Origin of the sequence: Pseudomonas sp. F(2018), from assembly GCF_005508865.1 — a bacterium.
In the GTDB taxonomy this organism is placed as follows: domain Bacteria; phylum Pseudomonadota; class Gammaproteobacteria; order Pseudomonadales; family Pseudomonadaceae; genus Aquipseudomonas.
Map to the genome: position 1 here is coordinate 475987 of NZ_SCOM01000003.1, position 14342 is coordinate 490328.

Genomic DNA, 14342 nt, shown 5'->3' on the forward strand with positions numbered 1-14342 from the left:
AGAGGTAATTAGGTTTCTTACGGGACTACTCGCTCATCAACTTGATGACGGCCTGGTAGTCCTCGGCACTGCAATCCATGCACAGGCCACGGGGTGGCATGGCATTCAAACCGTTGGTGACGCTCAGCACCAGCGCGTCCATGCCCTTGGCCACGCGTGGCTCCCAAGCTGCCTTGTCGCCTCGTTTGGGCGCCATCGGCAGTTGACCATTGTGGCAGGCCGCACAGGCCTTGGCATAAACCGCTTCGGGATCCTGCGCCGCATTCGCGACACCCGACAACCACAGCAACGCCGCGCCGACGATCAGCACTTTATTCATAGCCTAAACCTCATCAGGGAGGGAACGGCCTGCGTCTAGTCGCGCAGCGTGTTCTGTCTCGTTCCCGGCGGAAGGACAAAGCGCACACAAAATCTGCGGCATTATATACTGGCGTCGCTGAAACGGAAGCGACAGCATGCCGCGCCCCGGGGCCTCCCGGGCCGTCGCCGAGCGCTCCGGCTCCCCGCCCATACGGACTCCCCATGTCATCCAAGAATCCCATTCTCGGCCTGTGCCAGCAGGCAACCTTTCTCATCAGCGCCGCCAAGGTCGACCAATGCCCGGACGATGCGGGCCTGGAAGTGGCCTTCGCCGGCCGCTCCAACGCCGGCAAGTCGAGCGCGCTGAACACCCTGACCCACGCCAGCCTGGCGCGCACCTCGAAGACCCCGGGGCGCACCCAGCTGCTCAACTTCTTCCGCCTGGACGATGAGCGCCGCCTGGTCGACCTGCCCGGCTACGGCTACGCCAAGGTGCCGATCCCGCTCAAGCAGCACTGGCAGAAGCACCTGGAAGCCTACCTGGGCAGCCGCGAGAGCCTGTGCGGACTGGTGCTGATGATGGACATCCGCCACCCGCTGACCGAGTTCGACAGCATGATGCTGGATTGGTCCAAGGCCAGCGGCATGCCGCTGCATATCCTGCTGACCAAGGCCGACAAGCTGACCTTCGGCGCCGCCAAGAATGCCCTGCTCAAGGTGCGCCAGGAGATCCGTAAGGAGTGGGGCGACGACGTCGCCAGCATCCAGCTGTTCTCCGCGCCCAAGCGCATGGGCGTGGAGGAGGCACAGCTGGTGCTGGCCCAATGGCTGGGGCTGATCGAGGACGAGGAAGAGGCCGGCGAACAGGCTTGAATCACGGTAATTTTTGCCGCCGCTTGCGCCGGCCTGCGTGGCCGCCACGCAGAAAATCGCGGGCAAAAAAAACCCCGGGCTTCGTATGGGGAGGGAGAAGACCGGGGTTCAATTCTGAACCGCTAGGGCGGGGTTCAGAGATCTGCCAACACTAAAACACAGCTAGGAGCATCGAAAGGCACGCATGCCATTCGTGATCTCTGACTGGCCAATCTGGCGGTTAGTTCAGTTTTTTTTAAATCGCATTGCCATAAGCATGCGGTGATAACGCTGAAAGCGGCATAAGGCGTGCGACCTTATGCCGCAGCCATCAATGCGCCTCGTCCCAGTTGTCGCCCACTCCGGCCTCGACCACCAGCGGTACATCCAGCGCCGCGGCACCGCTCATCAGCGGCAGCAGGCCGGCCCTGAGCGCATCCACCTGATCCTCGCGCACCTCCAGCACCAGCTCGTCGTGGACCTGCAGGATGACTTTCGCATCCAGCCCGGACTGCGGCAGCCACTGGTCCACGGCGACCATCGCGCGCTTCATGATGTCCGCCGCCGTGCCCTGCATCGGCGCATTGATCGCGGTGCGTTCGGCGCCCTTGCGCAGCGCCGGGTTCTTCGCGTGGATGTCCGGCAGGTACAGACGACGGCCGAACAGGGTCTCGACATAACCCTGCTGGGTGGCCTGCTCGCGGGTGCGCTCCATGTAGGCCAGCACCCCGGGATAACGGGCGAAGTAACGGTCGATATAGGCCTGGGACTGCTTGCGGTCGACGCCGATCTGCTTGGCCAGACCGAAGGCGCTCATGCCATAGATCAGGCCGAAGTTGATCGCCTTGGCGCTGCGCCGCTGGTCGTTGGTCACCTGTTCCAGCTCGACCCCGAACACTTCGGCAGCGGTGGCGCGGTGCACGTCGCGGTCGTGGCGGAAGGCGTCCAGCAGGCCCTCGTCCTTGGCCAGGTGGGCCATGATGCGCAGCTCGATCTGCGAGTAGTCCGCCGACATCAGCTTGTAACCCTTGGGCGCGACGAATGCCTGGCGAATGCGCCGGCCCTCGGAGGTGCGGATCGGGATGTTCTGCAGGTTCGGGTCGGTCGACGACAGCCGCCCGGTGGCCGCCACCGCCTGGTGGTAGCTGGTGTGGATGCGCCCGGTGCGCGGGTTGATCTGCTCCGGCAGGCGGTCGGTGTAGGTGCTCTTCAGCTTGCTCAGCGAGCGGTACTGCATGATCACCTTGGGCAGCTCGTAGTCCTGCTCGGCCAGCTCGGCCAGCACGTTCTCGGCGGTGGACGGCTGGCCGGTGGCAGTCTTGCTCAGCACCGGCAGGCCGAGCTTTTCATAGAGGATGGCGCCGAGCTGCTTGGGCGAACCGAGGTTGAACTCCTGCTCGGCAATGGCATAAGCCTCGCGCTCCAGGCCGATCATCTTCTCGCCCAGCTCCAGGCTCTGCTGACCGAGCAGCTTGGCGTCGACCAGCGCGCCGTTGCGCTCGATGCGCGCCAGCACCGGCACCAGCGGCATCTCGATCTCCTTGAGCACCTTGACCAGCGCCGGCGTCGCCGACAGCTTGGCCCACAGGGTCTGATGCAGACGCAGGGTCACGTCGGCATCCTCGGCCGCATAGGGGCCGGCCTGCTCGATGGCGATCTGGTCGAAGGTCAGCTGCTTGGCGCCCTTGCCGGCGATGTCCTCGAAACGGATGGTGCTGTGCTCGAGATACTTGAGCGCCAGGCTGTCCATGTCGTGGCGGGTCGCCGTGGAATCCAGTACGTAGGACTCGAGCATGGTGTCGAAGGCCAGGCCCTGCACCTCGATGGGCGTGGTGGCGTTGGCCAGCACGTTCATGTCGTACTTGCCGTGCTGGCCGACCTTGGCCTTGGCCGGGTCCTCGAGAATCGGCTTGAGCGCGCGCAGCACCGCGTCGCGGTCGAGCTGCTCGGGCACGCCCATGTAGGAGTGCGCCAGCGGCACGTAGGCCGCCTCGCCGGCGGTAACGGCGAACGACACGCCGACCACCTGGGCCTGCTGCGGGTCGAGGCTGGTGGTCTCGGTGTCGAAGGCGATCAGCTCGGCCTGCTCCAGCTTCTTCAGCCAGGCATCGAACTGCGCCTGCTCCAGTACCGTCTCGTAGTTGCTGGCCACGGCCGGCGTCTCGCTCAGCGGGCCCTCGTCGAACAGGCCGCCGCTGATCGGCGGGGCCGGCGGGTTCTTGGCCTTGTCGCGCAGCAGCTCGTCCTGCCAGCTCTTGAACTCCAGCTCGGTGTAGAGCTGCAGCAACGCCTCGCGATCCGGCTCGCCGGGATGCAGGTCGTCGATCTGGATGTTCAGCTCGACGTCGGTCTTGATGGTCGCCAGCTGATAAGAGAGGAAGGCCATGTCCTTGTGCTCGGCCAGCTTGGCCGGCAGGGTCTTGGCGCCGCGGATCGGCAGCTCGGGCACCTTGTCGAGGTTGGCGTAGAGCACCTCCAGGCCGCCGCCGACGCCGACCAGCAGGCCCAGCGCGGTCTTCTCGCCGACGCCCGGCACGCCGGGAATGTTGTCGACCTTGTCGCCCATCAGCGCCAGGTAGTCGATGATCAGCTCGGGGCCGACACCGAACTTGGCCTTCACCCCATCGATGTCGTAGACGCTGCCGGTCATGGTGTTGACCAGGGTGACGTGCGGGCAGACCAGCTGGGCCATGTCCTTGTCCCCGGTGGAGATCACCACGTCGCGACCGAGAGCCGCGCACTGGCGGGCCAGGGTACCGATCACGTCGTCGGCCTCCACGCCCTCCACGCACAGCAGCGGGTAACCGAGGGCGCGCACGCTGGCATGCAGCGGCTCGACCTGGCCACGCAGGTCCTCCGGCATCGGCGGGCGGTTGGCCTTGTACTCGGCGAACATGGCGTCGCGGAAAGTGCCGCCCTTGGCGTCGAAGACCACGGCGAAGGGGCTGTCCGGATACTGCTTGCGCAGGCTCTTGAGCATGTTCAGCACGCCCTTCACCGCACCGGTCTGCAGCCCCTTGGAGGTGGCCAGCGGCGGCAGGGCATGGAAGGCGCGGTACAGATAGGAGGAGCCGTCGACCAGAACCAGAGGGGCGTTGGACATACGCGAGATCAACCTTTTGCCGGGGGCGAGCGCTAGAATGTGCGCATCAACCTGAAGAAAGGGACAAGGTTACCATGCGCCTGCTCACCCGCCTGACTCTGGCCACCCTGCTGGCCGCCAGCCCCGCGCTCGCCCTGGCCGAGGACGAAGTCACCGGCGACCCGGACGTGACCATCCGCCAGGATGGCGACAAGACCATCACCGAGTACCGGCAGAACGGTTTCCTCTACGCCATCAAGGTCACGCCCAAGAACGGCAAGCCGTACTTCCTGGTACGTGCCGACGGCAGCGAAGGCAACTTCATCCGCTCCGATCAACCGGACATGCTGATTCCCGCCTGGGAAATCTTCAGCTGGTAATACGCCATGTCGGTCTTCACGCCCCTCGAACGCCATGAACTGGAAGTCTTCCTCGAACCCTACGGCCTGGGCCGTCTGAAGGATTTCCGCGGCATCGCCGCCGGCACCGAGAACAGCAACTTCTTCGTCAGCCTGGACGGTGGCGAGTTCGTGCTGACTCTGGTGGAGCGCGGCCCGCGGGCCGACATGCCGTTCTTCATCGCGCTGCTCGAACGCCTGCACCAGGCCGGCCTGCCGGTGCCCTACGCGGTGCCGACGCAGAATGGCGAGGCGCTGCGTGAACTGGCGGAAAAGCCGGCCATCCTGCAGCCGCGCCTGGCCGGCAAGCACGTCAGCCAGCCCAACGCCCATCATTGCGCGGAAGTCGGCACCTGGCTGGCGCGCCTGCACCTGGCGACCCGCGACAACATCCTCGAACGGCGCAGCGACCGCGGTCTCGACTGGATGCTGGAAGAGGGCCCGGTACTGGCCCTGGAGCTGCACGACGAGCAGCTGCCGCTGCTGCGCGACAGCCTGCACGAGGTGGGCGAGCTGAAGGCGCGCATCCTCGCCCTGCCGCGGGCCAATCTGCATGCCGACCTGTTCCGCGACAACGCGCTGTTCGACGGCAACCAGCTGGCCGGGGTGATCGACTTCTACAACGCCTGCTCGGGGCCGATGCTCTACGACCTGGCGATCACCCTCAACGACTGGTGCTCGCAGGCCGACGACGACCTGGACCTGGCCCGTGGTCGCGCCCTGCTCGGCGCCTACGCCGCGCTGCGCCCCTTCACCCGCGCCGAGGCCGAGCTATGGCCGGCCATGCTGCGCATCGCCTGCCTGCGCTTCTGGCTCTCAAGGCTGATCGCCGCCCGCCGCTTTCAGGGCCGCGATGTGCTGGTCAAGGATCCGGCCGAGTTCCAGCGCCGTCTGGCGCACCGTCAGCAGGTCAGACTGCCGCTACCGTTCGCCCTCTGAGAACCTGCTTCCGACCTCCGGACTCGCGGCCAGCCGGCGTTAAAAGCAGCCTGGATCGCCAGCCCGGTAGGGATGCTCATTTACCGCTTGTAAACTGCGCTTCCTCGGCCGCTTTTGCCTTGCCTGACTCTAATTCCGAAGCTCGGAAACGGGTTCTGAGGCGGGCTGCAGGTTGTACAGCCAGCGTTCGCCGCGCGGGTTGTCCACCGGCTGCAGTCGCCCGAACTCGCTCTTGTCGATCAACAGCTCCAGCTGCGCCTGGGCGTTGTATTCGCAGAAGCGCACACGCAGGCGGGTGTCCGCCGGCAACTGCAGGCCGCCGCCATCGTGCAGGGCCACCTCGGTGCGGTACTCGCGGAAATCGCCGGGGCACAGGATGTCCTGCAGCCCGGCCTGCCAGCGCGCAGCCTGGTAACCCACCAGCGCACCGACTCCCATCATCCCCAGCGTCGCCGCCGGCCAGCGCCATCCCTTGCGCATGTTCACTCCTCAGAGGCTTTCCAGGCAGCCGGCCAGGCCGCTGCCCAGATCGGTCAACAACTGTTCGTAGCTCGTGGCCTTGGCACCCAGCGCATCCAGCTCGGCCAGCTTCACCGGCAGGCCGGCGGACAGGGTGTCCGCCAGACGCGGGCGCAGCGGCGGCTCGCTGAACACGCAGGCCGGACCAGTCGCCTGTAGCCGTTCACGCATCGCCGCCACATGGCGCGCGCCCGGCTGCACCTCGCTGGCGGCGGTGAAGACACCGGCGTGTTGCAGACCGTAGGCGGACTCGAAGTAGTCGAAGGCCTGGTGGAAGACGAAGAACGACTTGCTGGCCAGCGGCGCCAGGCGTGCCTCGAGCGCCGCATCGGCGGCGGACAGGCGCTGCTCGAAGGCCTGCAGGTTGGCCCGATAGCGCGCGGCGTTGGCCGGGTCGGCAGTGGACAGATCGGCGGCGATCTTCGCGGCGATCACCCGCGCATTGGCCGGCAGCAGCCAGAGGTGAGCGTCCAGGCTGCCGGGGCGATGCTCGTGGTCGTGCTCGTCCGCGCCATGCTCGTCGTGGTGCTCATGCTCGCCTTCGCTCTCGCCGAAGTGGCGCAGGGTCAGGCCCGGCAGCTCCTGTACCGCCACGCTCGGCAGCTCGCGGCCACTCAGCACGCGCGGCAGGAAAGTCTCCATGTCCGCACCGATCCAGTACAACAGGTCGGCGCTCTGCACCCGGCGCACGTCCGACGGACGCAGGGCAAAGTGGTGCGGCGAAGCACCCGGCGGCAGCAGCACCTCGGGCTGGCCGAGATCGCCCTGCACGGCGGCGGCGATCAGCTGCAGCGGCTTGATGCTGGTCAGCACGCGCACCTCGGCCTGAGCGGTCAGGCTGAACAGGGAGAAAGCGAGAACAACGAACAGACGCGACACGACGGCAAGACTCGGCAGAAAAAGAGTTATAGAATAACGTCTCTTCACCCGGACGTCCTCGTCATGTTCAAGCCGCTGACCGATAACACCCCGCTGGCCTGCCTGCCGCACGACCATTCGCGCTGCGTGGCCGCCGCCCTGGCCGAGGCCGAGGCGCTGTGCGCCAAGCAGGGCACGCGCCTGACCGCGCTGCGCAAGCGCGTGCTGGAACTGGTTTGGGCCAGCCACAAGCCGCTGGGCGCCTACGACATTCTCGGCGTGCTGAGCGACGAGGACGGCCGCCGCGCCGCGCCGCCCACCGTGTACCGCGCCCTGGACTTCCTCCTGGAAAACGGCCTGGTCCATCGCATCGCATCGCTCAACGCCTTTATCGGCTGCGTGCACCCGGGCGAGCTGCACCAGGGCCAGTTCCTCATCTGCCGCACCTGCCACACCGCCATCGAGCTGGAGCAGGCCTCGATCAGCCAGGCCATCGTCAGCGGAGCCAGCCAGGTCGGTTTCGCCGTGGAGAGCCAGACCGTCGAAGTGGTCGGCCTGTGCGCCGGCTGCCAGGGCCCGCGATGAGCGAGGCGCTGATCCATCTCGACGGCGTCGGCGTCGGCTTCGCCGGCCAGGCCGTGCTGCAGGACGTGCAGCTGACCGTGCGCCCCGGCGAGATCGTCACCCTGATCGGCCCCAACGGCGCCGGCAAGACCACCCTGGTACGCACCGTGCTCGGCCTGCTCAAGCCCGACCGCGGCAGCGTGCAGCGCAAGGCGCGCCTGCGCGTCGGCTACATGCCGCAGAAGCTCCACGTCGAGCCGACCCTGCCGCTCTCGGTGCTGCGCTTCCTGCGCCTGGTGCCGGGCGTGGATCGCGCCGCCGCCATGGCCGCGCTGGCCGAAGTGGGCGCCGAGCAGGTGCTGGACAGCCCGCTGCAGAGCATCTCCGGCGGCGAGCTGCAGCGCGTGCTGCTGGCCCGCGCCCTGCTGCGCGAGCCGGAACTGCTGGTGCTCGACGAGCCGGTGCAGGGTGTCGACGTGGCCGGCCAGGCCGAGCTGTACCGCCTGATCACCCGCCTGCGCGACCGCCACGGCTGCGGCGTGCTGATGGTGTCCCACGACCTGCACCTGGTGATGAGCACCACCGACCAGGTGGTCTGTCTGAATCGCCACGTGTGCTGCTCCGGCCACCCGGAACACGTCAGCAACGACCCGGCCTTCGTCGAGATGTTCGGCCAGGACGCCAAGAGCCTGGCCATCTACCACCACCACCACGACCACAGCCACGACCTGCACGGCGCGGTGGTCGAGGCGCCCGGCCTGACCATTCACGGCCCGGCCCATGTGCACGGCCCGGGGTGCAAGCACTGATGCCCGACTTCCTCCTCAACGCATTGCTCGCCGGCCTGGCCCTGGCCCTGGTGGCCGGCCCGCTCGGCTCCTTCGTGGTGTGGCGGCGCATGGCCTATTTCGGCGACACCCTGTCCCACGCCGCCCTGCTCGGCGTGGCCCTGGGCTTCCTCCTCGACCTCAGCCCGACCCTGGCGGTCACCGTCGGCTGCCTGCTGCTCGCCGTGCTGCTGGTCACCCTGCAGCAGCGCCAGGCACTGGCCTCGGACACCCTGCTCGGCATCCTGGCGCCGACCACCCTGTCGCTGGGGCTGGTGGTACTGAGTTTTATGGACGAGGTGCGCATCGACCTGATGGGCTACCTGTTCGGCGACCTGCTGGCCGTCGGCAGCGCCGACCTGGCCTGGATTCTCGGCGGCTGCGCCCTAGTCCTGGCCCTGCTGCTGCCGTTGTGGCGGCGCCTGCTGGCGATCACCGTGCACGAGGAGCTGGCGCGGGTCGAAGGCCTGCCGGTGGCGGCACTGCGCCTGGCGCTGATGCTGCTGATCGCGGTGGTCATCGCCGTGGCCATGAAGATAGTCGGGGTGCTGCTGATCACCTCGCTGCTGATCATTCCGGCCGCCGCCGCCCAGCGCCATGCACGCACCCCGGAACAGATGGCGATCGGCGCCAGTTTCCTCGGTATGCTGGCGGTAGCCGCGGGCTTGAGCCTTTCCTGGTTCCAGGACACGCCAGCCGGGCCTTCTATCGTGGTATCAGCGGCAGCAATTTTCCTCATAGGCTTTGCCCTGCCCCGTCGGGCCCGTTAGCATTGGGCGTTTTTTGCCCAATCCAAAACGCACCGAAACCAACGGGTCACATGATGAACAAGGGAAGCTATCGTTATCTCGCCGCGCTCGGCCTCGGCCTGCTGCTGGGCGAAGCCCGTGCCGAATACTGGACCGTGGATGAACTGGTAAAGGACTTCAGCCAGATCTCCGCACAGATCTCCCGCGGCGAGTTGCAGGCTGCCGAGAGCGGCCTCAATACCCTGCGCCAGCACACCGCCAGCAACGATGTACGCATCGGCCAGTACCAGCGCGAACTGGCCAACGCCTACCTGAAACAGGGTCGCCAGCAGCTGCAGGCCGGCAATGCCGCCGCGGCCAACGCCACCCTGAGTCAGGGCCAGCAGCACCTGAGCGCGGCCTCCCCGGCGCTGAAGCAGGAATACCAGGCCAGCCTGGCCGCCAGCGCCGCCGAGAGCGGTGCCAAGCCGGCAGCAGTGGCCGCAGCCAAACCGCAAGCGCAGCCGGCTCCGGCTCCGGCCAAGGTCGCGGCCAAGCCGGCGGTGGCCGCCGTCGCCGAGAACCCCACAGAGCGTCGCGAGGACGTCGAGCGCCGCCTGCAGGAAGCCGAGGCGATCATCGCCAAGAAGGAGGCCGAGCGCGCCCGCCAGCAGAAGTTGGCCGAGGAAAAAGCCGCCGCCGAGCGCGAGGCCCGTGCCCAGCCGGCCGCCGCCGCGCAACCTGCCGTTGCCCCAGCGCCCGCGGTGGCCAAGGTCGAAGCCGCCAAGCCGGCCGTGGCCGCCGCGCCCCGCGCACGCCTGATCGATCCGGCGGCAGCCAGCAGCAGCGTGCCCATGCCGATGCTCGATGCCAATGACCGCGACAGCCTGCGCAACCTGCTGGATCAGGTGGCCGCCGACGTGGTGGCGTTCGATTGCGCGGTGCGCCTGGAAGTACGCGAGGCCAAGGACTACCCCTTCGTCGCCGCCCTGCTCTCGGCGCGGATCAAGAAGCTCGACCCGGCCTTCGCCCCGCAATTCTCGCCGGTACTGAAGCCGGATCAGGAACCGCGCCTGGTGCTGAGCCCGCAAAGCAACGGCTGATCTCCGATCTGTGTCACCACGGCCGCCCACGAGGCGGCCGTTTCGTTCTTATTCCCTTCTGAAAACAATTCAGGTCAATAAAGACTAAGAGCGTATAAACAAAGCGGCTAAAATGCGCGGCTTTCGGCCAACCGCCTACGCTTGCTGAAATCGCCGGCCCCACCTCCACGCCGGCAGACAGCCTTCAACGTACCCACAAGGTTCGCTCCGTGATCGAGTTTCACCACGTCAACAAGACCTATCGGGTCGCCGGGCGCGATGTGCCTGCCTTGCAGCCCACCAGTCTGCGCGTCAAACGCGGCCAGGTGTTCGGCCTGATCGGCCATTCCGGGGCCGGCAAGAGCACCCTGCTGCGCCTGATCAATCGCCTGGAAGAACCCAGCGGCGGTCGCATCGAGATCGATGGCGAAGACGTCACCGCGCTGGATGCCAACGGCCTGCGCCGCTTCCGCCGCCAGGTCGGGATGATCTTCCAGCACTTCAACCTGCTGTCGTCGAAGACTGTCGCCGCCAACGTGGCCATGCCGCTGGAGCTGGCCGGCGAGCTGAGCCGCGAGCAGATCACCCAGCGCGTCGCCGAACTGCTGGCCCGGGTCGGCCTCAGCGATCACGCCAACAAGTTCCCGGCGCAGCTGTCCGGCGGCCAGAAGCAGCGCGTCGGCATCGCCCGCGCCCTGGCCACCCGGCCGAAGATCCTGCTGTGCGACGAGGCCACCAGCGCCCTCGATCCGCAGACCACCGGCCAGGTCCTGCAGCTGCTGGCCGAGATCAACCGCGAGCTGGGCCTGACCATCGTCCTCATCACCCACGAGATGGACGTGATCCGCCGGGTCTGCGACCAGGTGGCGGTGATGGACGCCGGCACCATCGTCGAGCAGGGCCCGGTGGCCCAGGTGTTCCTCCACCCGCAGCACCCGACCACGCGCCGCTTCGTGCAGGAAGACGAGCACATCGACGAGAACGAGCAGCGCGACGACTTCGCCCATGTCAGCGGCAGGATCCTGCGCCTGACCTTCCAGGGCGAGGCCACCTACGCGCCGTTGCTCGGCACCGTGGCCCGCGAGACCGGCGTCGACTACAGCATCCTTGCCGGGCGCATCGACCGCATCAAGGACACGCCCTACGGCCAGCTGACACTGGCCCTGACCGGCGGCGACATCGACGCCGCGCTGGCGCGCTTCGGCGCCGCCGACGTGCACCTGGAGGTGCTGCGCTGATGCTCGAGCAACTGCTGACCAACTGGCTACCGAATGTCGACTGGCAGGAAATCGGCTACGCCAGCCTCGACACCCTCAATATGCTCGGCGGCGCCACCCTGTTCACCGTACTCCTGGGACTTCCCTTGGGCGTGCTGCTATTCCTCACCGGCCCGCGGCAGATGTTCGAGCAGCGCGCGCTGTACGGCGTGCTGTCGCTGGTGGTCAACGTGCTGCGCTCGGTGCCGTTCGTGATCCTGCTGATCCTGATGATCCCGCTGACCGTGCTGATCACCGGCACCTCGCTGGGCGTCGCCGGCGCCATCCCGCCGCTGGTGGTGGGCGCCACGCCGTTCTTTGCCCGCCTGGTGGAAACTGCGCTGCGCGAAGTCGACCGCGGCATCATCGAAGCGACCCAGGCGATGGGCGCCAGCACGCTGCAGATCATCTTCCGCGCCCTGTTGCCGGAAGCGCTGCCGGGGCTGATCGCGGCCACCACCGTGACCGCCATTACCCTGGTCTCCTACACCGCGATGAGCGGCCTGATCGGCGGCGGCGGCCTCGGCGACCTGGCCGTGCGCTACGGCTACCAGCGCTACCAGCCGGACGTGATGGCGGTGACCGTCATCCTCCTGCTGATCCTGGTGCAGGTCCTGCAGATGGGCGGCGACAAGCTGGTCATCCACTTCTCACGCAAGTAACCCATTCGCACCACCTAGAACAGCGGGCGACCGGCCACCCGTCGCACCCCGCGCCATATCCCACAAGGAGCTGAACATGAAGAAACTGCTGACTGCCCTGGCCGCCGCTGCGGCCCTCACCTCCGCCGCCGCCCACGCCGGCGAGATCAGCGTCGCGGCCACCGCCGTGCCGCACGCGGAGCTCCTCGAATTCGTCAAACCGGCCCTGGCCAAGGAAGGCGTGGAGCTGAAGATCAAGGTCTTCACCGACTACGTGCAGCCGAACGTGCAGGTCGCCGAAGGCCGCCTGGACGCCAACTTCTTCCAGCACCAGCCGTACCTGGACGAGTTCAACACCTCGCGTGGCACCCAGCTGGTGAGCATCGCCGGCGTGCACGTCGAGCCCTTCGGCGCTTACTCCAGCAAGATCAAGAAGCTCGACGAGCTGAGCGAAGGCGCCCAGGTGGTGATCCCCAACGACGCCACCAACGGCGGCCGCGCCCTGCTGCTGCTGCAGAAGGCCGGTGTGATCAAGCTGAAGGCCGACGCCGGCATCACCGCCACCGTCAAGGACATCGCCGAGAACCCGAAGGGCATCAAGGTACGTGAACTGGAAGCGGCCACCCTGCCGCGCGTCCTGGCCCAGGTCGACCTGGCCCTGATCAACACCAACTATGCCCTGGAAGCCGGCCTCAATCCGACCAAGGACGCCCTGGTGATCGAAGGCTCCGACTCGCCGTACGTGAACATCCTGGTGACCACCAGCGAGAAGAAGGACAACGCCGACCTGCAGAAGCTGGCCAAGGCCCTGCACACACCGGAAGTGAAGAAATTCATCGCCGACAAGTACAAGGGTGCCGTGGTCCCTGCGTTCTGATCGCCGTCAGCCGCCAAGAAAAAGCCCGCTCATCGAGCGGGCTTTTTTCATTGCGGATGGCGCCATAGCCATAGCGCCAGCCAGAGGAACCAGAGCAGGGCGAACAACGAGGCGGGCATGCTCCAGTTCATCGCCCGTTCGGAGAAGCCGTCGTGGCCCTGCAGCAGGGCGGCCAGCAGGTTGGCGCTCCCAGCCAGCAGCACACCGAGCGCCAGGCCGCGCGGCGCCGGGCGGCTCAGCCACAGCGCCGGCGCATAGAACAGCAGGCTGATGGCGAAGCCCAGGCCGAACAGCGCGGCCAGGCCCGCCTCGATCTGCCGCACGCCGAAGGTGGCGGCGAACAGCTGGCTCCTGAGCGGCTCCTCGGCCCGCGCCCACTGATCGACCATCAGTTTCAGCGCCACCCCATCCACCGCCTGCAGGGCGAAGGCCAGGGCCAGGCTGGCCACGGCACAGGCGGCGCCGAACAGGGCCCAGACCCCAGCCTTGCCATCGCGCAGGCGCCAGGCCAGAGCCAGCAGGGCGAGCACACCGAGCAGCACGCCCAGCAATTGGATCAGGTGGCTGCTCAGCCAGTGGTGGTCGGCGGCGTATTCGGCGAAGGCCGCGGCAGCATCCCAGGGCGGCGCCTGCATCGGATGCAGAATGGTGCCCAGCATCAGCAACACTGCGCCGAGCAGGGCGGCCACGGCGCCCAGGCGCGAGCAGTACCGCGTATCGGGCATGGCGCCTCAGCTACCGCTCTGCAGCAGGCTCGGCAGTTGCTCGGCCAGCTTGTCGTTGTGCACCGGCGCGCGGATGAAGCCGCGCTGGGTGCCGTCCGGGCCGATGATCACCAGGTTGCCGCTGTGGTCGACGGTGTAGTTTTCCTTGCTGGTATCGGCCGGGATATAGGGAATGCTCACCGCCGCCGCCAGCTTCTGCAGGTCTTCCTGGCTGCCGGTCAGGCCGAGGAAGGCCGGGTCGAAGAAGCCCAGGTATTTCTTCAGCTGCTCCGGGGTATCGCGGTGCGGGTCGACCGTCACCAGCACCACGCGCAGCTTGTCCTTGGCCTCGGCCGGCAGCATGCCCTGCAACTGGCGCAGCTGCGCCAGGGTGGCCGGGCAGATGTCCGGGCAGAAGGTGTAGCCGAAGAACAGCAGGCTCCACTTGTCCTTCAACTGATCGACCTGCAGCGCCTGGCCGTTCTGGTCAGTCAGGGCCAGCGAGGGCAGGCTGCGGCTCTGCGGCAGCAGAACGATGCCGGCATCCAGCAGCGCCACCTTGTCGGTGCCGTCACCCTTGCTGTTGAGTACCTTGTTGACGGTGAGGCCCATCACCAGGGCGACCAGGGCGGCGAGGACGACGACGGTTTTCTGCGTACGACTCATGAACTCTCTCTTGGAAGCGGCGGGCGGCGCGCGACTATCGCGGCCGCCC

At 67.2% G+C, this 14342-nt stretch carries 16 protein-coding genes; 10 read left to right on the forward strand and 6 right to left on the reverse strand.

Features of this window, described 5'->3' with window-relative positions:
- Positions 1-25: 25 nt before the first annotated feature.
- Positions 26-319, reverse strand: coding sequence for a cytochrome c5 family protein (locus FFS62_RS16080; protein ID WP_137973842.1), 294 nt, complete (start codon positions 317-319; stop codon positions 26-28).
- A gap of 203 nt (positions 320-522) precedes the next feature.
- Between FFS62_RS16080 and yihA the strand changes: the two genes are divergently transcribed.
- Positions 523-1173: a ribosome biogenesis GTP-binding protein YihA/YsxC gene (yihA, locus tag FFS62_RS16085; RefSeq protein WP_137973843.1), complete on the forward strand. Its 651-nt coding sequence runs from the start codon at positions 523-525 to the stop codon at positions 1171-1173.
- A 310-nt stretch (positions 1174-1483) separates the two neighbouring features.
- Here the strand turns inward: yihA and polA are convergent, their stop codons facing one another.
- Positions 1484-4255, reverse strand: coding sequence for a DNA polymerase I (polA, locus tag FFS62_RS16090; protein WP_137973844.1), 2772 nt, complete (start codon positions 4253-4255; stop codon positions 1484-1486).
- Between the two features lie 74 nt (positions 4256-4329).
- Here polA and FFS62_RS16095 point away from each other — a divergent pair, with 74 nt between their 5' ends.
- A complete protein-coding gene (locus FFS62_RS16095) occupies positions 4330-4614 on the forward strand; it encodes a DUF2782 domain-containing protein (RefSeq protein ID WP_137973845.1) in 285 nt (94 codons plus the stop codon).
- 6 nt (positions 4615-4620) lie between these two features.
- Entirely contained in the window at positions 4621-5571 is a 951-nt protein-coding gene (locus tag FFS62_RS16100) for a homoserine kinase (RefSeq protein ID WP_137973846.1), read from the forward strand.
- A 129-nt stretch (positions 5572-5700) separates the two neighbouring features.
- Here the strand turns inward: FFS62_RS16100 and FFS62_RS16105 are convergent, their stop codons facing one another.
- Together FFS62_RS16105 and FFS62_RS16110 are read right to left on the reverse strand one after the other, a co-directional pair.
- Positions 5701-6051 (reverse strand): hypothetical protein, encoded by a 351-nt coding sequence (locus FFS62_RS16105; RefSeq protein ID WP_137973847.1) that lies wholly within the window; start codon positions 6049-6051, stop codon positions 5701-5703.
- Positions 6052-6060: 9 nt separating this feature from the next.
- Positions 6061-6969, reverse strand: a complete 909-nt coding sequence (locus tag FFS62_RS16110) for a zinc ABC transporter substrate-binding protein (protein WP_256662284.1) — start codon at positions 6967-6969, stop codon at positions 6061-6063.
- Between the two features lie 63 nt (positions 6970-7032).
- On the opposite strand from FFS62_RS16110, the gene FFS62_RS16115 reads away from it, so the two are divergent.
- The 7 genes from FFS62_RS16115 (at position 7033) to FFS62_RS16145 (ending at position 12923) form a co-directional block, all read left to right on the forward strand.
- A complete protein-coding gene (locus FFS62_RS16115; protein ID WP_137973849.1) occupies positions 7033-7533 on the forward strand; it encodes a Fur family transcriptional regulator in 501 nt (166 codons plus the stop codon).
- A complete protein-coding gene (znuC, locus tag FFS62_RS16120) occupies positions 7530-8321 on the forward strand; it encodes a zinc ABC transporter ATP-binding protein ZnuC (protein ID WP_137973850.1) in 792 nt (263 codons plus the stop codon). The genes FFS62_RS16115 and znuC overlap by 4 nt, the downstream gene beginning before the upstream one ends.
- Entirely contained in the window at positions 8321-9109 is a 789-nt protein-coding gene (gene znuB / locus FFS62_RS16125) for a zinc ABC transporter permease subunit ZnuB (RefSeq protein WP_137973851.1), read from the forward strand. Before znuC ends, znuB begins: the two co-directional genes overlap by 1 nt.
- A gap of 53 nt (positions 9110-9162) precedes the next feature.
- Positions 9163-10170 (forward strand): hypothetical protein, encoded by a 1008-nt coding sequence (locus FFS62_RS16130; RefSeq protein WP_137973852.1) that lies wholly within the window; start codon positions 9163-9165, stop codon positions 10168-10170.
- A 209-nt stretch (positions 10171-10379) separates the two neighbouring features.
- On the forward strand, positions 10380-11387 hold the full coding sequence (locus FFS62_RS16135; RefSeq protein ID WP_137973853.1) for a methionine ABC transporter ATP-binding protein: 1008 nt from the start codon (positions 10380-10382) through the stop codon (positions 11385-11387).
- The gene (locus FFS62_RS16140; RefSeq protein ID WP_137973854.1) at positions 11387-12067 is read left to right on the forward strand and encodes a methionine ABC transporter permease; all 681 of its coding nucleotides are present in this window, start codon (positions 11387-11389) and stop codon (positions 12065-12067) included. The genes FFS62_RS16135 and FFS62_RS16140 overlap by 1 nt, the downstream gene beginning before the upstream one ends.
- Before the next feature lie 76 nt (positions 12068-12143).
- Entirely contained in the window at positions 12144-12923 is a 780-nt protein-coding gene (locus tag FFS62_RS16145) for a MetQ/NlpA family ABC transporter substrate-binding protein (RefSeq protein ID WP_137973855.1), read from the forward strand.
- 47 nt (positions 12924-12970) lie between these two features.
- On the opposite strand, the gene FFS62_RS16150 is transcribed toward FFS62_RS16145, so the two are convergent.
- Together FFS62_RS16150 and FFS62_RS16155 are read right to left on the reverse strand one after the other, a co-directional pair.
- Positions 12971-13648: a hypothetical protein gene (locus FFS62_RS16150; protein ID WP_137973856.1), complete on the reverse strand. Its 678-nt coding sequence runs from the start codon at positions 13646-13648 to the stop codon at positions 12971-12973.
- A gap of 6 nt (positions 13649-13654) precedes the next feature.
- Positions 13655-14293 carry an SCO family protein gene (locus FFS62_RS16155; protein WP_137973857.1) on the reverse strand — a complete coding sequence of 213 codons (639 nt, stop codon included), beginning with the start codon at positions 14291-14293 and terminating at the stop codon, positions 13655-13657.
- Positions 14294-14342: the final 49 nt, after the last annotated feature.

Bases quoted from the DNA above. Each gene is read 5' to 3' on its own strand.
- znuB (WP_137973851.1), top strand. From the start codon at position 8,321: ATGCCCGACTTCCTCCTCAACGCATTGCTCGCCGGCCTGGCCCTGGCC.
- FFS62_RS16130 (WP_137973852.1), top strand. From the start codon at position 9,163: ATGAACAAGGGAAGCTATCGTTATCTCGCCGCGCTCGGCCTCGGCCTG.
- FFS62_RS16150 (WP_137973856.1), bottom strand. From the start codon at position 13,648: ATGCCCGATACGCGGTACTGCTCGCGCCTGGGCGCCGTGGCCGCCCTG.
- FFS62_RS16080 (WP_137973842.1), bottom strand. From the start codon at position 319: ATGAATAAAGTGCTGATCGTCGGCGCGGCGTTGCTGTGGTTGTCGGGT.
- FFS62_RS16115 (WP_137973849.1), top strand. From the start codon at position 7,033: ATGTTCAAGCCGCTGACCGATAACACCCCGCTGGCCTGCCTGCCGCAC.
- FFS62_RS16100 (WP_137973846.1), top strand. From the start codon at position 4,621: ATGTCGGTCTTCACGCCCCTCGAACGCCATGAACTGGAAGTCTTCCTC.
- znuC (WP_137973850.1), top strand. From the start codon at position 7,530: ATGAGCGAGGCGCTGATCCATCTCGACGGCGTCGGCGTCGGCTTCGCC.
- polA (WP_137973844.1), bottom strand. From the start codon at position 4,255: ATGTCCAACGCCCCTCTGGTTCTGGTCGACGGCTCCTCCTATCTGTAC.
- FFS62_RS16105 (WP_137973847.1), bottom strand. From the start codon at position 6,051: ATGCGCAAGGGATGGCGCTGGCCGGCGGCGACGCTGGGGATGATGGGA.
- yihA (WP_137973843.1), top strand. From the start codon at position 523: ATGTCATCCAAGAATCCCATTCTCGGCCTGTGCCAGCAGGCAACCTTT.
- FFS62_RS16140 (WP_137973854.1), top strand. From the start codon at position 11,387: ATGCTCGAGCAACTGCTGACCAACTGGCTACCGAATGTCGACTGGCAG.
- FFS62_RS16145 (WP_137973855.1), top strand. From the start codon at position 12,144: ATGAAGAAACTGCTGACTGCCCTGGCCGCCGCTGCGGCCCTCACCTCC.
- FFS62_RS16095 (WP_137973845.1), top strand. From the start codon at position 4,330: ATGCGCCTGCTCACCCGCCTGACTCTGGCCACCCTGCTGGCCGCCAGC.
- FFS62_RS16155 (WP_137973857.1), bottom strand. From the start codon at position 14,293: ATGAGTCGTACGCAGAAAACCGTCGTCGTCCTCGCCGCCCTGGTCGCC.